The organism is Leeia sp. (assembly GCF_041909055.1).
GTDB lineage: Bacteria > Pseudomonadota > Gammaproteobacteria > Burkholderiales > Leeiaceae > Leeia > Leeia aquatica.
This window is the reverse complement of sequence record NZ_JAYREC010000002.1, coordinates 102,356-122,344: the sequence shown is the minus strand read 5'-3', so window position 1 is coordinate 122,344 and position 19,989 is coordinate 102,356. Positions and strand designations below refer to the sequence as shown.

Here is a 19,989-nt window from a genome sequence, read left to right as displayed (position 1 = left end):
AAGCAGCTTATGCCCGATAGCAGCCAGAACATCGACCCCACACTGCTGCAAACTGTCAGGGATATTGCCACCCTGCTCGGCAACCGGACGGCGTTCACGACGCAGGCTTTTGCCGCTGCAGAACACTTTGGTCCTGAAGCCATCGTGCAGCTAAAAACCCTGTATCACGACGACCCAATGCCCCCGGAAGAATGCAGCGGCCAATTCGCCGCGCTTGGCAGCTGGCTTTCGGCAAGGCAATTTGCCATTTTTGAAATTTACTACCACTTGGGGTGCGCAGCCCTGCCTGAGTTGCGCCGTGTTGCCTTTGGTGAAAATGACTGGACGCAAGGCAATGCCTTGGAAATCCTTTGCCGACTGGCAGCGGCGGGTATAGATCAAGAGCGCATTCTCGAGGAAATCAAGTGTGCTACGGCTGACTTTCGTGAGGAAGCCATAATGTATGCCATGGGGCCACTGGTGTCATATGAGCCCACGACGCCGGGGCTGAGAGAAGTACTCACCGCCCTTCGTCAAGACACCAACTGGGACTGGGCATATCACCATGCCTTGAGCGCTCATCAAGAACAGCAGCGCAACAGTTTACTCCGGCAGGCTGAATTCGCTCACATGAAGCAAAAACCTTGGTGGAAATTCTGGTAACAATACACATATTAACCCCTTCTTGCAGGTACGGGTCTCAATGCTTATTCAGTCCGAACATGATTACCTTGAGTTAACGGTCATTGAAGCTGTGCCCGAAGGGTTGCCTACCGAAGGCGATCTTCACGTTCAGGTACGCGTAAAGTCGGGGCCATTCACTGCCGCTCAATCTGTCCGGCTGGAAGCAGCAGCGGTGCAGCACTTCCGCACACAGCTCACTCAGCTAGAAGCATCCCACCAAGGCTCTGCACTCCTGGAATCCTACATCCCGCAGGACTTCAAGCTGGAAATATATTGTGAGAGCCCTAATCAGCCATGCAGCATCAGAGTATCGCTAAGCCAGTATCAGATAGTTGATACCTGTTTTCTGCGACAATGGGCAGGCAGCATATCCATCCCACATGAACATCTCGCTTTCACAATCAGACGGCTCTGCACGGCCCTCGGGTACACCGGCACATGCAGCCCCAAAGAAACATTGAGTACATTCAACCAATTGCAGCCATGGCAATTTGGCATACTCAAGTCCATCCGCATGGACCAGTCGTCTGACCCGGGCACGCCAACGCTGTACGACATCCAGCTGTTACTGGCTTCCAACAAGGTTGACGGGAGCCAGCTCTCCGTGATGTTTATCGGTGCGTTCGATATCACCATCCAGCTGCCCACATTCAGCAATGACATTTTGCTGGAGATTCAGGATATCCGCGACCAGCAGTGGGAAGGCGCGCACTACCGGGTGACCGACGCTGAGCAAGGGGCATTCTCCTTTGTCTGCCGGGATTTTCTTGCAGAGCGGCTGCAAACCGGTCGCGGCAATATGCACCAATGAGGCCTCGGCGCATGCACAAACCCTTACGTTATCTGGAACGGCTGATCACCAAAGCCCTGCCCGCCCTTCCTGCTGCGACGCCCGAACGAACTGAGGCTGGATGCCTCCACATTAAATGGGATGCACCATGCCCAGAGATACAGGCACTCTGGCTTACCATCTTGCACAATGAAGTGGTCCTGAGTTGCGGCATCACGCACACACATTATTCTTAGGGCCGCTATTGGCGTCTCCGCTTGTCCGGGCGAAAACTGAAGCAGCGCATTGCCGGCGATGTGATAAATGAGCTCAAGCGTTTTTTGCATGACGGCAGTGCGGTATTTGACTCCACTCAAGGCGGGCGAGGCTGGTGTCGCCGTGATCAGCTATGGGAAGCGCTATTAGCCGATCAGCAGCAGTTCGGGGCAGGGTCTTATCGAGCCTGGGTTTGGTCCGGCGAGCTCGACCTATCCGGCCAGCAACTTTGATTTTCACAACAGAACATCATGCACACCTGCTCCCGTTGTGGTCACGTATTCCACGGACAGCAGCACCGCCCTGCAGAGCTGGGGCTCAAGTCGCTGTTCACGCGAGACAACACGCCAGCCACATGGCGCGAGGATGGCTGGCTGCTGGATCAGGTGGTCTGCCCGGTGTGTGGGCAGCATGATGTCTCAGACACAATCAGGGTATTTGGCGTCATCCCGCTGCGGCACTTGCGCTGGGTCTGGTTTGCACTTTTCTGCCTGCTGCTGGCGATGTGGTATTTCGTCTGAAGGTCTGCGTGCGAAAAGTAAAACGGGCCACCAAGCAGGTGGCCCGTTTGCTTTGGGCAGCTTCAAACCGTATAACGCATGCCTGCGACAATCAGGCCTTGTTCTTCAGATAACGCGTCACGCCACGGTAGGCAATATAGCCTGCAACCAGTTGAGCGAGATAGAAACCAAGGCTCAGCGAGAACGGCGATGGGCGGCTGAATTCGCCCAGTGCGTTCGCCAGTTGATCCATGCCCGCGTTGAAGCTGGAGAACACGCGGTAGGCCTGAATATCTGCCAGCAGGGTCACCAGCAGTGGCGCACACAGGGCCAGCGGGGCCAGCTTGTGCTTCCAGAAGTGGGGAACGGCAATGCTGGCGCTTGCGAGCAGTACCAGCAGCACACCAGCCGACACAATCTCGGCCAGCGTGATTTTCTGCGCAGCCAAGAAGCCATTGCCAGACAGGAAAGGCAGGAATAGCGCCACAATGGCAAACACGCCATAGGCGATGGCAACATCCTTGCCGATGTCTTGCCCGATGATTTTAGCGAGCGCGACACCTTGCGTACCCAGTTGCGCCATTTTTTCCTTGGCCAGCTCGCCTTCGGCAACCGGGGCAAGCCCGGTGAGGGTGTTGCCGTCCAGACTGAGTAGAACCGTCATGTCCGGCTTGGGCGCGACATTGCCTTGCCACAGCTTGATGTCAAATTCGAAACGCTGCTCAGCGGCGGCAATGGTGCCACTCTCGCCATTCCACGCAATAATGGTTCCGCGCATACCCGATGACTCCCTTTTATGTAATGAACGGTCTGAATCATGGTGTCCCGTGCGTCCCCATCATGGCAGGTACTGCTTGAGCAGAACAACACACGGTCACACACCGACGGCATGACATTATCACATAAAGGTAACGTTCTCCATCTCGTACCGGTGATAGCCATGCGAGCAGAAAGCCGCGCCAGCCCTGGCTTGGTGAGATGCATTCTTGCCCATACGGTGGACCAGACCGGATTGACCCGCCCGTCCACCTGTACAAAAGGCCGGTGTCACCACCGGCCTTTTGTCTGTCGCGCTCGCCTGCTTTAGCGGGATTTGACGAAGGGGATGCCGATCGCTTTGGGGGCGATGGCGCGGCCAACAAAGCCAGCCACCAGCAGCACCGTTAGCACATACGGGATCACTTCGAAAATCTGCGACGGCATGATGCCGACCACCGGCAGCGATACCCCGGTGAAGCGGATCTGCAGGGCGTCGAAGAAGGCGAACAGCAGGCAGCCGATCACTGCGCTACCCGGCCGCCACTTGCCGAAGATGAGCGCCGCCAGTGCCAGGAAGCCCTTGCCGGCGGACATGTCCTTGGCGAAGCCGGAGTTGATGGAGATGGCCAGGAAGGTACCAGCAATGCCGCAGAGGATACCGCCCCAGAACAGGGCGATGTAGCGCACCTTGGCCACGCTCACCCCGGCGGTATCGGCGGCATGCGGGTTCTCGCCCACCGCGCGTACGCGCAGGCCAAAGCGGCTGCGGTAGATAAACCAGGTGACCAGCGGAATGATCAGCACCGTCAGGTATACCAGCAGGGAGTGGCCGGAGATCACATTTTTGTAGATGTGGCCAATCAGCGGAATGTCCTGCACCGCTTCCACGCCCGGCCAGTGGATTTCACGGAAGCGGGAGGCATCATCCAGCTGCGGGGTGGCGCCGCCCTGTTCAAACCAGGCCAGCCCCAGCACCGGTGTCAGGCCGGAGGCGATGGTATTGATCGCCAGCCCGGAAATCAGCTGGTTGCCATTGTAGGTGACGCTGACAAAGCCGTGCAGCATGGCCATCAACACCGCTGCGCCCATACCGGCCAGCAGCGCCAGCCAAGGGGAATGGGTGACGGCGGCCACAGCGCCAGCAGCAAACGCAGCAGAGAGGATTTTGCCTTCCAGGCTGATGTCTACCACGCCCGAGCGCTCGACAAACAGCCCCGCCAGCGCCGCCAGGATCAGCGGGGTGGACAGGCGGATGGTCATTTCCAGCAAACCGAAGAATTGGTCCATATTAGTTCTTCCGTTTGAAAAGTTGTGACAGCAGCGGGTCGAACAGGTTGTCCAGCGCACCGCAGAACAGGATGATCAGGCCCTGGATGAAAATGATCATCTCGCGGGTGATGTTCGGTTTGTCCAGCGCCAGGTCCAGCCCACCCTGGGTGAGCGCGCCAAACAGCAAGGCAGAGAGCACCACCCCGACCGGATGGTTGCGCCCCATCAACGCCACGCCGATACCAACAAAGCCGATACCGTTGGTGAAGTTGGTATTCAGGCGGTGGGTGGAGCCCAGCACTTCGTTGACCGCAGCCAGACCGGCCAGCGCGCCGGATACCACCATGGCCATGATCACCACTTTGCTGACATTGATACCGGCGTAGCCTGCAGCTTGCTGGTTGGTACCCACCGTACGCAGCTCATAGCCCCAGCGGCTGTGCCACACCACCAGCCAGAACACCACGGCCACCACCACAGACAGGAACAGCATGGCGTTGAGCGGGGTTTGCGGCAGATCCAGCCCGATGGCCGCCCCCATCTGCTGCATGGAAGGAATCCAGCCTGCCTGCACCAGCTCACGGGTAGAGGTACTGTTGAATGCACCCGGCTCTGCCAGCGGCTTGCTGATCAGGTAAGACATCAGCGAACTGGCAATGTAGTTGAACATGATGGTGACCAGCACGATATGGCTACCGCGCTTGGCCTGCAGCCAGCCAGGCAGGAACGCCCATGCACCGCCAAAGGCGGCCGCTGCGACGATGGCAAGCGGAATCAGCAGCCAGGATGGCAGGCTGGTACCAAAGGCAAAGCACACCAGCGTGACGCCCAAGCCAGCGATATACATCTGCCCTTCACCACCGATATTGAACAGCCCGGCGTGAAACGCTGCCGCCACCGCCAGCCCGGTGAAAATGAAGCTGGTGGTGTAGAACAGGGTGTAACCGATGCCTTCCTTATAGCCGAAAGCGCCGCCGACCAGCAGCTTGAGGCATTCCCACGGGTTCTCGCCAATCAGCCATACCACCAGCGCCGTCACCGCCAGCGCAGCACACAGATTGAGCAGCGGCAGCAGTGTCAGCTGCGCCCAGCGCGGCAGGGCGGACGGTTGTCCGAATTTCAACATCAGTGACCTCCCATCAACAAACCGAGCGAGGTGGGGGTCGCCTCGCTTGCCGGCATTTCGCCGGTAATCTTGCCACCTGCCATCACCACCACGCGGTCGGACAGGGCCAGAATTTCGTCCAGCTCCACCGATACCAGCAAGATGGCCTTGCCTTCATCACGCAGCTGGATCAACCGCTTGTGGATGAACTCAATGGCGCCAATGTCCACACCACGGGTCGGCTGGCCAACCAGCAGCAGGTCCGGGTTGCTGTGGATTTCGCGTGCTAGCACCACTTTCTGCTGGTTGCCACCAGACAGCTGGCCCACCCGCAGCAGCGGGTCCGCCGGGCGGATATCGAACTGCTGGATGAAGGATTGCATGCGCTCCACCAGCTTCACCCGACGGTACAGGCCCTTGCCTTGCAGGGCCGGGTCGCGGTGGTAGCCGAGAATGCCGTTCTCGAAATTGGAGAACGATTTGATCAAGCCTTCACGGGAGCGGTCTTCCGGCACATGGCCGATACCCATCTGCCGCAGCAGCGCCGGTCGTGGCAGCTTGCCCTTCAAACGGCTGATGTCCTGCCCCTTGTAGAGGATCACGCCCTCGCTGGCTTCGGTCATGCCCGCCAACACTTCCATCAGCTCGGACTGGCCATTGCCGGACACCCCGGCAATGCCGACCACTTCGCCAGCGCGGACTTCAAAATTCAGTTTGTCGAGCAGTTTGACCCCACGGTTATCCACCAGACTGAGGTCGCGTACCTGCAGCACCGGCGCACCGGCTGCACGCACCTGCTTTTCCACCTGCATGTTCACCTTGCGGCCCACCATCAGGTCGGCCAGGATTTCCTTGCTGACGTCCGCCGTCTGCACATTGCCGACCACAGCACCGGCACGCATCACGGTCACCGCATCGGTCACGTCCATCACCTCACGCAGCTTGTGGGTGATCAGGATCACCGTCTTGCCCTGCGCTTTCAGCGCCTGCAGGATGCGGAACAGATGGTCGGCCTCCTGCGGGGTCAATACGGCAGTGGGTTCGTCCAGAATCAGGATGTCGGCACCACGGTACAGCGCCTTGAGGATTTCTACCCGTTGTTGCAGGCCCACGCCCAGCTCGCCGACGATGGCGTCCGGGTTCACATCCAGTGAATAGTCCTGGTTGAGCTTGCTGAGGTGCGCGCGCGCCTTGTCCATGCCGCCTTTGAGCACGAACCCGCCTTCGGCACCCAGAATGATGTTCTCCAGCACGGTGAAGTTGTCGACCAGCATGAAGTGCTGGTGGACCATGCCAATGCCCAAGGCAATGGCGTCGTGACTGTTGCGGATGCGCACCGGCTTGCCGTTGATGGCAATGCTGCCGGAATCCGCCTGGTAGTAGCCGTAGAGAATGCTCATCAGCGTGGACTTGCCCGCGCCATTCTCTCCGATGATGCCGTGAATCGATCCCTTGGCGATGGTCAAGGTGACGTCACGGTTGGCATGCACGGCGCCGAAGCGCTTGTCGATGCCGCGAAGCTCGATTGCCATCTCAGCCATGAGCTTTTCCCCGTTATGTTTTTACTTGTAAGACTTCAGGTGACATGCCACCAGTTCGGGGGGCGCCCCGGCAGCAAATCAAAGCCCTGCGCAGCAGCGCAGGGCTTTGAGGTACAACGTGCCCGTGCGGGATTATTGCACCGGGCAGCTGTTTTTGTCGCGGTAGTCCACCACCACGATCTTGCCGGCGATGATGTCGTTACGTGCGGCCACCACCTTCTTCTCGATATCGGCAGAGATCAGCTTGCGGTTGTTGCTGTCCAGCGCCCAATCCACGCCGCCTTCCTTCAGGCCCAGCACTTTCACGCCTGGCTTCCAGGTGCCATTCTTGGCGGCCGTGAAGGATTCGAACACAGCGTTGTCCACGCGCTTGACCATGGAGGTCAGCATGGTGCCCGGCTGGATGTGGTTCTGGTTGCTGTCCACACCGATCGCCAGCTTCTTGGCATCCTTGGCTGCCTGGTACACGCCCAGACCGGTGCCGCCTGCAGCAGCAAACACCACGTCCGCGCCACGGTCGAACTGGGACTTGGCCAGCTCAGCACCACGTGCCGGATCGTTGAAGGCTTGCGGGGTGTTGCCGGTCATGTTCTGGAACACTTCGGCGTTCTTGTTCACGTACTTGGCGCCCTGGGCATAGCCGCAGCCGAAAGCACGGATCAGCGGGAAGTCCATACCGCCGATAAAGCCGATCTTCTGGCTCTTGGAGGACAGGGTGGCTGCCACGCCCACCAGGAAGGAGCCTTCCTGTTCCTTGAACACGATGTTCTGTACGTTGTCGCCCTTGGCCACGGCGTCGATCAGGGTAAACTTGACCTTCGGGAATTCCTTGGCCACGGTTTCCACGGCCTGGGTGAAGGAGAAGCCCACTGCGATCACGATGTCTGCGTCCTTGCGAGCCAGGTTACGCAGCACTTGTTCTTTCTGTGCTTCGTTGGCGATCTGGCCTTCGCGGTAAGCCACGCCGCTTTCCTTCTTGAAGCGCTCGGCACCGACGTAAGCCATTTCGTTAAAGCTCTTGTCAAACTTGCCTGCGGAGTCATACACCACGGCCGGGACGAAATCCTTGGCGCTGACGGTAGCAGCCATCAGGGCGGCGGCTACAGCGATGCTCATGTGTTTGATGCTGACCTTCATGCTCTTCACCTTTGTATGAGTGTGATTATCCAGTACTACAACAAGCCGAAACAGGACCAGCGGGCCTGCGCTACCTGCCCTTTAAAGGACAGACCGCACGCCAGCTGCACCTGCAGGATTCCAGCGTGCCGGCATTGTCGCTCGCTCTGCGCGTGCGGACAAGCCATTGCGAACTTTCATTCACTGACTGCGGGATTCTGATGTCCCGTCGTGTGCGGCAATTGTCATCAAATCAGGTGAAAATTGTCAACAATTTCCATCACCCCTACGCCGCTTGCCACATCTGCGCAACGGGCCATTGGGCCAGCCGCTTGATCATGCTCAGTTTTTTACCAGCTCCAGCTGGCCGTTGCCCCGCACCATCTTGACGCGATTGAGGAAGCTCATGCCCAACAGCACACCGGGCATGTCAGCCTCGATCACCGCCCCTTCCACCTGATACAGGGTAATGGTACCCAGCCGTACGGTATCCCAGCGGACAATCCACACCGGCACCAGCCCATTGGCCGTCTGGCTGACGGCGCGTTGCCCATTGCGATACTCCAGCCCCAGCTGGCGGGCAGTGGCCGCGCTCATCGACACGGTGGTCGCACCGGTGTCCACCAGCGCCTGCACCGAGTGACCATTGACTTGCACCGTGGTGACAAAGTGACCGTTACCGTCTGCCGTCAGCACCTCGCGGGCCTTGCCCTTGTCACTGGAGGTGGTAGAGAAGCTGCTGCTGCCCATGGCAATGCGGCTGCGGCTGCCGTCAATATCGAAGGTGGCGCTGCTGCCATCCACCGCCAGCAATTTGACGCTGCCCTGGCTTTGCCCCACGCGCAAGGTCTTGGGGCCACTGCCGTCCACCTTGACCACCGCCATGCCAGGCATCACACCAATTACTTCTACCTGGGTTGCGGCGGCTGACAATATGCAGCAGGCCAGCAAGGCCGCCAATCCGGTTTTGATCCGCAAATCTGCCTCCCTCTAGGGTTCCTGATCGAGTCGCTCACCGTTGGCCCACAGGGCCAGCCCGGAATGAAAAACGCGGGCTGCACGAGCCCGCGTTCATCTTACACCAGCTGCTGGATTTCAGCGCGCAGAGTGTCCACTCAGTTTCACTTCCACCCGCTCGTGCGCTTCCAGCCCGGCGTAGTATTCGCGCAGGATGGCCAGCACCTCGGGGCGGCTGAAATGCTCCGGCACCGGCTGGTCTTCCGACAGCAGCTTGCGCAGCTTGGTGCCAGAGAGCAACAGGCGCTTCGATTCATCATGCGGGCAGGTACGGCTGGAGGCCATGCCGCCACACTCGGAGCAGTAGAAGGTCCAGTCGATCTTCAGCGGCTCGATCTGCAATGCCCCGGCAGGCAGGGTATCGAAAATGTGCTGGCCGTCGAACGGGCCGTAGTAGCTGCCCACCCCGGCGTGGTCGCGCCCCACGATCAGGTGGGTACAGCCATAGTTCTGGCGGAACAGCGCATGCAGCAGCGCCTCACGCGGACCGGCATAGCGCATGTCCAGCGGGTAGCCGGCTTGCAGCACGGTACCCGGCACGAAATAGCGGTCCACCAGCGTGCCGATGGCCTCGGTCCGCACCGGCGCCGGAATGTCGCCCGCCTTCAGCTTGCCCAGCAGCGAGTGGATCAGCACGCCATCGCACACTTCCACCGCAATCTTCACCAGATATTCATGCGAGCGGTGCATCGGGTTGCGCGTCTGGAAGGCTGCGATCTTCTTCCAGCCCTTGGCGGCGAACGCGGCACGCGTTTCAGCAGGGGACTGGAACAGCTCGCCATATTGCTCGGGGAATTCACCCAGGCTCAGCACCTGTACCTGACCCGCCAGGTTGACCTCGCCCTGCTCCAGCACCATGCGCACGCCCGGATGCTCCGGGTCGGTGGTGGCAAACACCTGCTGGCATTCGTAGGCTTTGTCGATGCTGTATCGCTCGCTCAGCGTCAGGATGGCCAGCGGGCTGCCGTTGTCCGGGTCGCGCAGCACTACCTCTTGCCCGACGGTCAGCGCCTCGGCCTCGCTGGTACTGGCGGACAGGGTGATCGGGATCGGCCAGAACACTCCGGCCAGCGCGCCCTGCTTCAGCTGCATATCGGCGCAGACACCGCGCCAGTCCGCCTCGCCCATGAAGCCGCTCAGCGGCGTAAAGCCACCGATGCCCAGCATGATCAGGTCACCCTTCTCACGCGAACTGACCGTCAGTGACGGCAGCGAGGGCACCCGGGCCAGCGCAGCCTCCAGCGCCGCACCGGTCAACAGCAACGGCTTCAGCTCACCCCCACCGTGGGGCGGAATCAATGCAGACATCCACTACTCCTTGCGGGCGACACGCGGCCCGGTAACATGATCAGACAGGCGTCACTATATCACCCGCTTTAGCGCCATTCATTATCATGTTTCCATATCATTATAATAAACAGGTCTATACAAACTCCAAGTCAAAAAAGCGTCATGGACGGGTATGCTAGAATAGGGGCTCAAGACCTCACTACAGCGCTGGAGTATTTGCCCATGCGTGTCATTGCCGCGCACGATGCCGAACGTCTGGCTCGCAATATCGTCATCCCGCCACGCCCGGCTTTGCTGGATCAGCTCCAGCAATTGATTCACCAGGCAGACCCGGACCCGGCACAGATTGCCGTCGTCGTGGGGCAGGACCTCAGCCTGACCGCAGCGGTGATCAAGGTCGCCAACTCGCCCCTGTATGGGCTGGAACAGAAGGTGGCCACCGCCCCACAGGCCATCCAGCTGCTGGGGCAGCAAAATGTACTGCAAATCCTCTCCGGGCTGATGCTGCGCGCCGCCATCGGCCAGGCCACACAGCCTGCGCAGGCCGCCCGGCTGGAGCAGTTCTGGCACGACAGTACCCAGGTGGCCATGATCTCGGCCATGATCAGCAAATCCCTGTCGGGCCTGTCTGCCGAGGAGTGCTACAGCTTTGGCCTGTTCCGCGACTGCGGCATACCGGTCATGATGCTGCGCTTTGCTGACTACCTGAAGACCTTGGCACTGGCCGAAGCAGCCCGCTGTGAGCAATTCCCGCTGATCGAGAACCAGTTTCACGATTGCGACCATGTCCGGATCGGTTATATGGTGGCACGCGCCTGGCTGCTGCCGGAAGAACTGGCACAAGCCATCCTGCATCACCATGAAGACCCGACGCTGTTTCAGCAGACGGACGCCAGCCTGTCACGGGTCGTGACGCTGGTGGCTGTCGCCCGGCTAGCTGATCATGTGCAGCACACCCTGCAGCACGCCATCCAGGACAGCCAGTGGCAAAAGGAAGACGGCGCGGCCCTGCTCAGCTGGCTCGGCCTGACCCCGACCGACTACGAAGACCTGCGCGACGCCATCCACCAACGATTCCACCAGCACTGAACCCCGCCTTGCGGCAAGTCAAACTGCCGTATCGCAGGCTGTTAGATGATGCGGGTTTGCCTTTGAGTTTGCTGTTTCATGTCTGAGCTGTGCTATCACTGCCAATTGCCGGTCCCTGCCGGGGCGGATTTTCCCATCCGGCTGGATTCGGGCCATGCCCCGGCCTGCTGCGCCGGTTGTCAGGCGGTGGCACAAACCATCCTCGACAGCGGCATGGGCGTCTACTACCGCCAGCGCAGCGAACCCGCCGGCAAGGCGGACCCGTTGCCGGACAGCCTGCGCCAGCAACTGCTGCTGTACGATGATCCTTTGGTACAACAGGACTTTGTCCACCCCAGCGACCAGCACCCCGAGTTGCAAGAAGCCCAGCTGCTGCTGGAAGGCATCACCTGCGCGGCGTGCGTGTGGCTGAATGAACAGACCGTACGCCGCCTGCCTGGCGTGCACCATGTCAGCATCAATTACAGCAGTTACCGCGCCGTGGTGCGCTGGGATCCGGCACAGGTGCGGCTGTCTGACATCCTGCAGGCCATCAGCCTGATCGGCTACCGCGCCCATCCTTTTGATGCCTCACGTCAGGCTGCCCAGTACCAGCAGGAGCGCAAAACCGCATTGCGGCGGGTGTTCGTTGCCGGTTTCGGCATGATGCAGGTGATGATGTATGCTTGGCCCGCCTATTTCTCCGACCGGCTGGAACTGCCACTGGACCAGGACGTACTGATGCGCTGGGCCAGCCTGTTGCTGACCTTGCCGGTGGTGCTCTACTCCGCCTGGCCGTTCTACCTCGGTAGCTGGCGCGACCTGAAGAGCGGCCGCATGGGCATGGACGTGCCAGTGACACTCGGCATCCTCGGTGCCTTCCTGCCCAGCGTCTGGGCAACGGTCAGCCAGCATGGTGCCGTGTACTTTGACTCGGTCACCATGTTCGTCTTTCTGTTGCAGGGCGGGCGCTATCTGGAGCTGACCGCGCGACGCAAGGCCAGTGAAAGTGCCGACAGCCTGTCACGCCTGCTACCCGCCTTTGCCCACCACCTGCCGCACTGGCCCCAGCCCGAGGTGGTGGAGCAGCCGCTGGCGCGGCTGGAGGTGGGTGACCATGTGCTGGTCAAACCCGGTGAAACCATCCCGGTTGATGGCGAGGTGGTTGACGGTGACAGTCTGGTGGTCGAAGCGCTACTTACCGGTGAAAGTACACCGCTGCCACGTCAGCCAGGTGACCGCGTGGTGGGTGGCAGCCTCAACCAGCACAATCCGCTGGTGATCCGCGCCACCCAGGTCCGGCAGACCACCCGGCTGGCGGGCATCGTACGCCTGCTGGAGCAGGCGCTGGGCGAAAAGCCCCGCATGGCCGAGCTGGCCAACCGCTTTGCCCACGGGTTTGTGCTGTTGATCCTGCTGGTGGCCATCGCCACCGCCTTCTACTGGGGGCGGCACGATCCGGCACAAGCGCTGTGGGTGACGGTCTCGGTGCTGGTGATCACCTGCCCGTGCGCGCTGTCGCTGGCGGTGCCAGTGGCACTGACCGCCGCCACCGGGCAGCTGGCGCGCCTGGGCGTGCTGGTCGGGCGCGGCCATGCCCTCACCACCCTGCCGCAAGTCACCCAGGTGGTGTTCGACAAGACCGGTACCCTGACCCTGGGCGAGCTGAGCGTCGCCCGCGCGCATTACTTTGCAGCTGCCGCCGAGGTGCAGCCGCTGCTGGTCAGCCTGGAATCGCGCTCGGAGCACCCGGTCGCCCGCGCCCTGTTGCGTCACGCCGGCAGCCATGCCGCCCTGCCCTTGTCGGACTATGACAATCAGCGCGGCCAGGGCGTCAGCGCCGTGATCGCAGGCCAGCGCTACTGGCTGGGCCGTCCGGAGTATGCCGCCCCCCACTGCAGTGCCCCCTGCCCGACGGAACCGGAACATGCGGTCTGGCTCGCCAGCTGTACGCAGTGGCTGGCTGCCTTTGAGCTGAGCGATACCTTGCGTCCGGATGCACAGGCTACCGTACAGGCCTTGCAGCGTGCGGGGTTGCGCGTGACTTTGGCCAGCGGTGATCAGCGCGGTCCGGTTGCGCATATTGCCCACAGTCTGGGCATCAGCGACTGGTACGCCAGCCTGTCGCCAGAAGACAAGTTGGCGCTGATCCGGGAACGGCAACAAGCAGGTGAAGTGGTCATGATGGTGGGTGATGGTGTTAACGATGCGCCGGTACTGGCGCAGGCCCAGCTGTCAGTCGCCATGGCCAGTGGCGCTGATCTGGCCCGCCACAGTGCGGACATGATCCTCAATACGCCGCAACTGTGGCCGCTGTATCAGGGCTGGCAACTGGCGTCACAGACCCGTCGCATCATGCGGCAGAACCTGCTGTGGGGCTTCTGCTATAACGGTATAGCCATTCCGCTGGCTGTGCTGGGTCATGTGACCCCGTTCATTGCCGGGATCGGCATGGCGGGCAGTTCGCTGCTGGTGGTATTGAATGCCTTGCGGCTGTTGCGGCGCAACGCCGTCAGTTACCCGCCAGCCGCTTGATGTGCGTCAAGAATCAAGTGGCCTGACTGCGCTAAATTGCCGCAGTCAGGTGGAAAAGATGCTGCGGCGCTTTGTCGCATCGCAGCAAGCATGCGTATAATTGGCCGCTTTTTGATTTCTGGACCCTCCATGGACATCGTCTATTTGCTGATACCCCTGAGCCTGCTGGCGGTACTGGCGATTGGCGCACTGTTCTGGTGGGCCATCAAGTCCGGCCAGTTTGATGATCTGGACGGACCGGCTTATCAGGTCGTGATGGACGAGGATCGTCATCAGGCCATGCCCGCCGACACCGGGCCGCGTCACCAGCCGCACGACGCCTGCTGACCTGCTTGCAGGCCAGAACAGAATTTTCAAAACGGGAGAACCCACACTATGGAAGTGCAAGCCACTTATAACTATAAAGTGGTCCGCCAGTTTGCCGTGATGACCGTGATATGGGGCATCGTCGGCATGCTGGCGGGCGTTTATATTGCAGCATTACTGGTCTGGCCGGAGCTTAACGGCAATATTTCCTGGTTGTCTTACGGCCGCCTGCGCCCGCTGCACACCAATGCCGTGATTTTTGCCTTCGGTGGCTGCGGTCTGTTTGCCACCTCCTACTACGTGGTGCAGCGCACCTGTCAGGTTCGCCTGTTTGGCGAAAAGCTGGCCGCCTTCACCTTCTGGGGCTGGAATCTGGTGATCGTGCTGGCCGCCATCACCCTGCCGCTGGGTTACACCTCCGGCAAGGAGTATGCTGAGCTGGAATGGCCAATTGACGTGCTGATCACGCTGGTGTGGGTCTCCTACGCGGTGGTGTTCTTCGGCACCATCATCAAGCGCAAGGTACCGCACATCTATGTGGCCAACTGGTTCTTCGGTGGCTTCATCCTGACCGTCGCCCTGCTGCATCTGGTCAACAGCGCAGCGGTTCCTGTCAGCTTCTGGAAGTCTTACTCGGCCTATGCCGGGGCGCAAGATGCCATGGTGCAATGGTGGTATGGCCACAATGCGGTGGGTTTCTTCCTGACCGCGGGCTTCCTTGGCATCATGTACTACTTCATCCCGAAGCAGGCTGATCGTCCGGTTTACTCCTACCGCCTGTCGGTGGTGCACTTCTGGGCACTGGTGTTCACCTATATGTGGGCGGGTCCGCACCATCTGCACTACACCGCGCTGCCGGACTGGGCGCAGAGCCTGGGCATGGTGTTCTCGCTGATCCTGCTGGCGCCGAGCTGGGGCGGCATGATCAACGGCATCATGACCCTGTCGGGTGCCTGGCACAAGCTGCGTGATGACCCGATCCTGAAGTTCATGATCGTGTCGCTGTCCTTCTACGGCATGTCGACCTTCGAAGGCCCGATGATGTCGATCAAGACGGTGAACGCCCTGTCGCACTACACCGAATGGACCATTGGCCACGTGCACTCCGGCGCGCTGGGCTGGGTGGGCTTCATCACCATCGGTGCCTGCTACTACCTGATCCCGCGCCTGTTTGGCCGTGAGCAGATGTACTCCAAGAAGCTGATCGAAACCCACTTCTGGGTTGCAACCATCGGCATCGTGCTGTACATCGCCGCGATGTGGATCGCCGGTGTGATGGAAGGCATGATGTGGCGCGCCTTCAACGTCGACGGCACCCTGGCTTACCCGGACTTTGTCAACATCGTCAAGCAGAAGCAGCCGTACTACATCATCCGTCTGCTGGGTGGTGCACTGTACCTCTCCGGCATGCTGATGATGCTGTACAACACGATCAAGACCATCCAGCAGGGCAAGGCCACTGAGGCCGCCATCCCGGCCGTCACTGCCCACGCCTGATCAGGATCGCACATCATGTTTATCAAACACGAAACCATTGAAAAGAACGTCGGCCTGATGATCATCCTGACCATCCTGGTGGTCAGCATTGCCGGTCTGGTCGAAATTGTGCCGCTGGCTTTCCAGCGCTCCACCACCGAGCCGGTCAAGGGCCTCAAGCCTTACACCGCGCTGCAACTGGCGGGCCGTGACATCTACATCCGCGAAGGCTGCTATGGCTGCCACTCGCAGATGATCCGTCCGTTCCGCGCCGAAACCGAACGCTATGGCCACTACTCGGTGGCCGGTGAGTCGGTGTACGACCACCCGTTCCAGTGGGGCTCCAAGCGTACCGGTCCGGATCTGGCCCGTGTCGGCGGCAAGTACTCGGATGAATGGCATCGCCGTCACATGAACAACCCGCGTGACGTGCTGCCGGATTCGATCATGCCCGCCTACCCGTGGCTGGAACGCACGCCGCTGGACGGTAGCGACCTGTCGAAGAAACTCTCGGCCATGAAGCTGCTGGGCGTGCCTTACACCGACAAGGAAATCGCGGATGCCCCGGCTGCTGCGGAAGGCAAGACTGAACTGGACGCGCTGATCGCTTACCTGCAAGTGCTGGGTACCGCGATCAAGAACAAGCGCTAAGACATCAGGAGCATAAGCATGGATATCAATATCCTGCGCGGTGTCATGACTGCCGCCACCTTTCTCGTCTTCCTGGGCGTGATCTGGTGGGCCATCCTGCCGAAGAACCGTAGCCGGTTCGAGCAAGCTGCCCACCTGCCCTTTGCTGACGACGACAAGCCTGCGCAGCCGTCTTCTGGAGATCAAAAATGAGTGACTTCGTACACGGCTTCTGGAGCCTGTATATCAGTATCATCACCATCGCCGGTTTTATCGGCCTGTTCATCCTGTTGCTGTCACAGAACAAGGTGAAGAAGGCAGCTGGCGAGCAGGTCAAGACCATGGGCCACGTCTGGGATGGCAATCTGGAGGAGTACAACAACCCGCTGCCGCGCTGGTGGATGGGCCTGTTCCTGCTGACCCTGGTGTTTGGTGTCGTCTATCTGGTGCTGTATCCCGGCCTGGGCAGCTACAAGGGCGTTTACGGCTGGTCCTCCAGCAAGGCGTATGAGGATGAAGTGAAGGTGGCTGATCAACAAACCGCCCCGCTGTTCGCCAAATACCGCGCCATGCCGGTGGAGCAACTGGCCAAGGATCCGGCTGCACAGCAAATGGGCCAGCGCCTGTTCCTGACCTACTGCGCACAGTGCCACGGTTCGGATGCACGCGGCGCCAAGGGCTTCCCCAACCTGCGTGACAACGACTGGCTGTGGGGCGGCGAAGCCAAGACCATCGAAGAGACCATCCTGCATGGTCGCCCGCCGATGGATCAGGACGGCAAGCAGGAAGCTGTGATGCGCATGCCGGCCTGGGGTCAGTCGCTGGGTGACGAGAAGATCAAGGATGTGGCGAACTATGTGGTCAGCCTGTCCCGTCCGACCGAAGCCGATGCCTCGCGTGCAGCACGTGGCAAGGATGTGTACAACCAGAACTGTGCGGCCTGTCATGCTGCCAATGGCAAGGGCACGCAAGCCATGGGTGCGCCGAACCTGACCGACAACACCTGGCTGTATGGCTACAAGATGGAAGACATCGTGCTGTCCATCACCAACGGTCGCGGTGGCCTGATGCCTGCTCAAGAGAAGCTGCTGGGCAAGGACAAGGTTCATCTGCTGGCCGCTTACGTCTACGGCCTGCCGAAAGACCAGTAAGCCCTAACCCTTGGGGCTGCGACGGCATGTCGCAGCCCCAAGGCGCTCTACTGCACTATACTGCCGCATGCTGCATTGCAGCGTGCCGGTCGCCAAGCCGATGCTGCCGCGTCGTTTTGGCAACCTGCATGCCTTCCCGAGATGGCCATGACCCAGTCATTCAAGAATATCCCGATCAAAACCCAGTCCACTCCGCCGCTCGATGAGCAGGACGAGCTGTATGAAGTCCGCAAGAAAATCCACCCGCGTGCCATCAGTGGTCTGTTTGCCACCTGGCGCTGGATTGCCGTCTGGGTCACACAGCTGGTGTTCTATGGTCTGCCCTGGCTGAGCTGGGAGGGTCGTCCGGCGGTGCTGTTTGATCTGGATGCCCGCAAGTTCTACATTTTCGACCTGATCTTCTGGCCGCAGGATTTCATCTACCTGGCGCTGCTGCTGATGCTGTGCGCGTTCGGCCTGTTCTGGTGGACCGCCATTGCCGGGCGGCTGTGGTGTGGCTACGCCTGTCCGCAGACGGTCTACACCTCGATCTTCTTGTGGATCGAGGCCAAGGTGGAAGGCAACCATCTGGCACGGCAGAAGCTGGATGCTGCGCCGATGAGCGGCCGCAAGCTGCGTCTGCGCGCCACCAAGCACGCGATCTGGATTGCTTTCTCGCTGTGGACCGGCTTCACCTTCGTGTCCTACTTCACGCCATTGACCGACCTGTTCCGCGAGAGCCGCCATGGCGGTCTGGGGCCATGGGAACTGTTCTGGATTTTCTTCTATGGCTTCGCCACCTATGGCAATGCCGGCTTCCTGCGCGAGCAGGTGTGCAAGTACATGTGCCCGTATGCCCGCTTCCAGGGCGTGATGTTTGACCGCGATACCCTGATCATCAGTTACGACACCGAGCGTGGCGAGCCTCGCGGTGGCCGCAAGAAATCGGCCAACCCGCAAGAGCTGGGGCTGGGCTCCTGTGTGGACTGTGGCATCTGCGTGCAGGTCTGCCCCACCGGCATCGACATCCGCAACGGCCTGCAAAGTGAGTGCATTGGCTGTGCCGCCTGTATTGACGCCTGTGATCAGGTGATGGAGAAGATGAACTACCCGAAGGGGCTCATCCGCTACACCACCGAGAATGCGCTGGAGCACCGCTATGCGGAAGACCGGTTCCTCTCGCACATCCTGCGCCCGCGCATCATCATCTACACCGTGATTCTGGCCGTATTGGTCACCAGCATGGTGTGGACGCTGGCCACCCGCAATCCGCTGAAGGTGGATGTGGTGCGCGACCGTAATGCACTGGTGCGTGAAACGGTATTCGGGCAGGAAAATGCCTACACCCTCAACCTGATCAATACCGATGACCATGAACATCTGCTGATGATCAAGACCGAGGCCCTGCCGCAAGCGGAGCTGCTGAGCGACCAGGCCCTGCCGGTACGTGTTGCCGCAGGCAGCACCCAGCGCCTCACCCTGCGGGTCCGTACCAAAGGCACGCTGGCCCAGGGCAGCAATCCGCTGATCTTTGTGGTGCAGGCTGTCGACAAGCCGACCATGCAGCGTCGTGAAAAAACCTCGTTCCAGGCCGCCCGCTGAGACCCTATGAAACCCGTCACCCCACCCGTCACCCCTTGGTACCGCCAATTCTGGCCCTGGCTGCTGATTTGCCTGCCGGGTGTGGTGGTCATCGCCAGCATCGCCACCTGGGTCATCGCCAGCCGCACCGCCGACGATGAAGTGGACAAGGACTACTACAAGGTGGGCCTCACCATCAACCGCGACAAAGGCAAGGAAGACCAGGCCCGCCAGCTGGGGGTGCAAGCCAACCTGATGCTCGGCGAGCAAGGTCTGATCCGCGTCTACCTGCGCAGCAAGAACGCCCTGACGGCTGAGCCCCTGGAGCTCTTCCTGCAACACCCCTCCCGCCAGGCCTACGATCAGCGGGTACAACTCAAGCCGATCGGCCCCGGCCTGTACGAAGGCCAAGCCCAGCCACTGCGTGCAGGGCGCTGGTATGTGGACCTGAGCAGCAAGCAATGGCAGGTGCGGGGTGAAGCGCACTACCCGCAGCAAGGCCCGCTGGATCTGGCCGCGCCGTAATCGCCCGAAAAGCCCGGGGGCAGCAGCGTCCTCCGGCGCCCATCCTGTACAAGCGCGCAGGTCGTTCACAGGACACTTGACGACGCAATGCAACATCCGCCATGCTGAAACGGTAGCTCTTCCTTTCAGCCTGGGAGCATCCGATGAAGCGTGCTGTGCTGCTGTTGTGGCCGTCGTTTATGCTGTCTGTGGTGGTAACCGGCCTGTTTTTTGCCTTCTTTGATCCACAAGAGCTGTCCATCCAGGGGCAACCTTTGGAATTGAGCCGCATGCAGACCTATACCCTGACGTTTTTCGGGGCCTGGTTCTTCTTTGCCGCTTGCAGCTGGCTGACCCTGTTTTTTGAGCGCACGGCGGAGCAGGTTGACCACCTGACGGGCCACGACCACGGTAACGCCTGACGTCGTGCTAACATGCAGTGTTGCCCGCAACA

Annotated in this window: 20 protein-coding genes; 13 read left to right on the top strand and 7 right to left on the bottom strand. The window is 60.5% G+C overall.

Annotated elements, in window-relative coordinates:
• The first annotated feature begins 9 nt into the window (after positions 1–9).
• The 3 genes from ACE3O2_RS06275 (at position 10) to ACE3O2_RS06265 (ending at position 2,229) form a co-directional block, all read left to right on the top strand.
• Entirely contained in the window at positions 10–642 is a 633-nt protein-coding gene (locus ACE3O2_RS06275) for a hypothetical protein (RefSeq protein ID WP_374335811.1), read from the top strand.
• Between the two features lie 40 nt (positions 643–682).
• Positions 683–1,474, top strand: a complete 792-nt coding sequence (locus ACE3O2_RS06270; RefSeq protein WP_374335809.1) for a hypothetical protein — start codon at positions 683–685, stop codon at positions 1,472–1,474.
• Positions 1,475–1,959: 485 nt separating this feature from the next.
• On the top strand, positions 1,960–2,229 hold the full coding sequence (locus ACE3O2_RS06265; protein WP_374335807.1) for a hypothetical protein: 270 nt from the start codon (positions 1,960–1,962) through the stop codon (positions 2,227–2,229).
• A gap of 91 nt (positions 2,230–2,320) precedes the next feature.
• On the opposite strand, the gene ACE3O2_RS06260 is transcribed toward ACE3O2_RS06265, so the two are convergent.
• The 7 genes from ACE3O2_RS06260 to sat all read right to left on the bottom strand — a co-directional run bounded on the left by ACE3O2_RS06260 (position 2,321) and on the right by sat (position 10,323).
• On the bottom strand, positions 2,321–2,986 hold the full coding sequence (locus ACE3O2_RS06260; protein WP_374335805.1) for a hypothetical protein: 666 nt from the start codon (positions 2,984–2,986) through the stop codon (positions 2,321–2,323).
• 305 nt (positions 2,987–3,291) lie between these two features.
• Positions 3,292–4,254 carry an ABC transporter permease gene (locus ACE3O2_RS06255; protein ID WP_168875742.1) on the bottom strand — a complete coding sequence of 321 codons (963 nt, stop codon included), beginning with the start codon at positions 4,252–4,254 and terminating at the stop codon, positions 3,292–3,294.
• A gap of 1 nt (position 4,255) precedes the next feature.
• The gene (locus ACE3O2_RS06250) at positions 4,256–5,362 is read right to left on the bottom strand and encodes an ABC transporter permease (protein ID WP_168875743.1); all 1,107 of its coding nucleotides are present in this window, start codon (positions 5,360–5,362) and stop codon (positions 4,256–4,258) included.
• Entirely contained in the window at positions 5,362–6,882 is a 1,521-nt protein-coding gene (locus ACE3O2_RS06245) for an ABC transporter ATP-binding protein (RefSeq protein ID WP_374335802.1), read from the bottom strand. Before ACE3O2_RS06245 ends, ACE3O2_RS06250 begins: the two co-directional genes overlap by 1 nt.
• A 132-nt stretch (positions 6,883–7,014) precedes the next feature.
• Positions 7,015–7,998: a BMP family protein gene (locus ACE3O2_RS06240; RefSeq protein WP_240947042.1), complete on the bottom strand. Its 984-nt coding sequence runs from the start codon at positions 7,996–7,998 to the stop codon at positions 7,015–7,017.
• A gap of 342 nt (positions 7,999–8,340) precedes the next feature.
• Positions 8,341–8,976 carry a TIGR02281 family clan AA aspartic protease gene (locus tag ACE3O2_RS06235; RefSeq protein ID WP_374335799.1) on the bottom strand — a complete coding sequence of 212 codons (636 nt, stop codon included), beginning with the start codon at positions 8,974–8,976 and terminating at the stop codon, positions 8,341–8,343.
• A gap of 117 nt (positions 8,977–9,093) precedes the next feature.
• Complete coding sequence (gene sat / locus ACE3O2_RS06230) at positions 9,094–10,323, bottom strand: sulfate adenylyltransferase (protein WP_374335797.1); 1,230 nt, start codon at positions 10,321–10,323, stop codon at positions 9,094–9,096.
• Positions 10,324–10,527: 204 nt separating this feature from the next.
• On the opposite strand from sat, the gene ACE3O2_RS06225 reads away from it, so the two are divergent.
• From ACE3O2_RS06225 to ACE3O2_RS06180, 10 genes are all read left to right on the top strand, one after another.
• Complete coding sequence (locus ACE3O2_RS06225) at positions 10,528–11,394, top strand: HDOD domain-containing protein (RefSeq protein ID WP_374335795.1); 867 nt, start codon at positions 10,528–10,530, stop codon at positions 11,392–11,394.
• 78 nt (positions 11,395–11,472) lie between these two features.
• The gene (locus ACE3O2_RS06220; RefSeq protein ID WP_374335793.1) at positions 11,473–13,908 is read left to right on the top strand and encodes a heavy metal translocating P-type ATPase; all 2,436 of its coding nucleotides are present in this window, start codon (positions 11,473–11,475) and stop codon (positions 13,906–13,908) included.
• Between the two features lie 129 nt (positions 13,909–14,037).
• Positions 14,038–14,235 carry a cbb3-type cytochrome oxidase assembly protein CcoS gene (ccoS, locus tag ACE3O2_RS06215; RefSeq protein WP_374335790.1) on the top strand — a complete coding sequence of 66 codons (198 nt, stop codon included), beginning with the start codon at positions 14,038–14,040 and terminating at the stop codon, positions 14,233–14,235.
• A gap of 48 nt (positions 14,236–14,283) precedes the next feature.
• On the top strand, positions 14,284–15,711 hold the full coding sequence (gene ccoN, locus ACE3O2_RS06210) for a cytochrome-c oxidase, cbb3-type subunit I (RefSeq protein ID WP_374335788.1): 1,428 nt from the start codon (positions 14,284–14,286) through the stop codon (positions 15,709–15,711).
• A gap of 15 nt (positions 15,712–15,726) precedes the next feature.
• A complete protein-coding gene (gene ccoO, locus ACE3O2_RS06205; RefSeq protein ID WP_168875751.1) occupies positions 15,727–16,341 on the top strand; it encodes a cytochrome-c oxidase, cbb3-type subunit II in 615 nt (204 codons plus the stop codon).
• Positions 16,342–16,359: 18 nt separating this feature from the next.
• On the top strand, positions 16,360–16,533 hold the full coding sequence (locus ACE3O2_RS06200) for a cbb3-type cytochrome c oxidase subunit 3 (protein ID WP_168875752.1): 174 nt from the start codon (positions 16,360–16,362) through the stop codon (positions 16,531–16,533).
• Positions 16,530–17,471, top strand: coding sequence for a cytochrome-c oxidase, cbb3-type subunit III (ccoP, locus tag ACE3O2_RS06195; protein ID WP_374335785.1), 942 nt, complete (start codon positions 16,530–16,532; stop codon positions 17,469–17,471). The genes ACE3O2_RS06200 and ccoP overlap by 4 nt, the downstream gene beginning before the upstream one ends.
• A gap of 147 nt (positions 17,472–17,618) precedes the next feature.
• Entirely contained in the window at positions 17,619–19,052 is a 1,434-nt protein-coding gene (gene ccoG / locus ACE3O2_RS06190) for a cytochrome c oxidase accessory protein CcoG (RefSeq protein ID WP_374335783.1), read from the top strand.
• A gap of 6 nt (positions 19,053–19,058) precedes the next feature.
• Complete coding sequence (locus tag ACE3O2_RS06185; protein WP_374335781.1) at positions 19,059–19,556, top strand: FixH family protein; 498 nt, start codon at positions 19,059–19,061, stop codon at positions 19,554–19,556.
• 143 nt (positions 19,557–19,699) lie between these two features.
• On the top strand, positions 19,700–19,957 hold the full coding sequence (locus ACE3O2_RS06180) for a hypothetical protein (RefSeq protein WP_374335778.1): 258 nt from the start codon (positions 19,700–19,702) through the stop codon (positions 19,955–19,957).
• Positions 19,958–19,989 lie beyond the last annotated feature (32 nt).

Excerpts from the sequence above, each read along its gene's own strand:
- ACE3O2_RS06250 (WP_168875743.1), bottom strand. The coding sequence starts at position 5,362 with ATGTTGAAATTCGGACAACCGTCCGCCCTGCCGCGCTGGGCGCAGCTG.
- ACE3O2_RS06265 (WP_374335807.1), top strand. The coding sequence starts at position 1,960 with ATGCACACCTGCTCCCGTTGTGGTCACGTATTCCACGGACAGCAGCAC.
- ACE3O2_RS06270 (WP_374335809.1), top strand. The coding sequence starts at position 683 with ATGCTTATTCAGTCCGAACATGATTACCTTGAGTTAACGGTCATTGAA.
- ACE3O2_RS06260 (WP_374335805.1), bottom strand. The coding sequence starts at position 2,986 with ATGCGCGGAACCATTATTGCGTGGAATGGCGAGAGTGGCACCATTGCC.
- ccoS (WP_374335790.1), top strand. The coding sequence starts at position 14,038 with ATGGACATCGTCTATTTGCTGATACCCCTGAGCCTGCTGGCGGTACTG.
- ACE3O2_RS06275 (WP_374335811.1), top strand. The coding sequence starts at position 10 with ATGCCCGATAGCAGCCAGAACATCGACCCCACACTGCTGCAAACTGTC.
- ccoO (WP_168875751.1), top strand. The coding sequence starts at position 15,727 with ATGTTTATCAAACACGAAACCATTGAAAAGAACGTCGGCCTGATGATC.
- ACE3O2_RS06245 (WP_374335802.1), bottom strand. The coding sequence starts at position 6,882 with ATGGCTGAGATGGCAATCGAGCTTCGCGGCATCGACAAGCGCTTCGGC.
- sat (WP_374335797.1), bottom strand. The coding sequence starts at position 10,323 with ATGTCTGCATTGATTCCGCCCCACGGTGGGGGTGAGCTGAAGCCGTTG.
- ACE3O2_RS06225 (WP_374335795.1), top strand. The coding sequence starts at position 10,528 with ATGCGTGTCATTGCCGCGCACGATGCCGAACGTCTGGCTCGCAATATC.
- ACE3O2_RS06200 (WP_168875752.1), top strand. The coding sequence starts at position 16,360 with ATGGATATCAATATCCTGCGCGGTGTCATGACTGCCGCCACCTTTCTC.
- ccoG (WP_374335783.1), top strand. The coding sequence starts at position 17,619 with ATGACCCAGTCATTCAAGAATATCCCGATCAAAACCCAGTCCACTCCG.
- ACE3O2_RS06220 (WP_374335793.1), top strand. The coding sequence starts at position 11,473 with ATGTCTGAGCTGTGCTATCACTGCCAATTGCCGGTCCCTGCCGGGGCG.
- ACE3O2_RS06255 (WP_168875742.1), bottom strand. The coding sequence starts at position 4,254 with ATGGACCAATTCTTCGGTTTGCTGGAAATGACCATCCGCCTGTCCACC.
- ACE3O2_RS06185 (WP_374335781.1), top strand. The coding sequence starts at position 19,059 with ATGAAACCCGTCACCCCACCCGTCACCCCTTGGTACCGCCAATTCTGG.
- ACE3O2_RS06180 (WP_374335778.1), top strand. The coding sequence starts at position 19,700 with ATGAAGCGTGCTGTGCTGCTGTTGTGGCCGTCGTTTATGCTGTCTGTG.
- ccoN (WP_374335788.1), top strand. The coding sequence starts at position 14,284 with ATGGAAGTGCAAGCCACTTATAACTATAAAGTGGTCCGCCAGTTTGCC.
- ACE3O2_RS06240 (WP_240947042.1), bottom strand. The coding sequence starts at position 7,998 with ATGAGCATCGCTGTAGCCGCCGCCCTGATGGCTGCTACCGTCAGCGCC.
- ccoP (WP_374335785.1), top strand. The coding sequence starts at position 16,530 with ATGAGTGACTTCGTACACGGCTTCTGGAGCCTGTATATCAGTATCATC.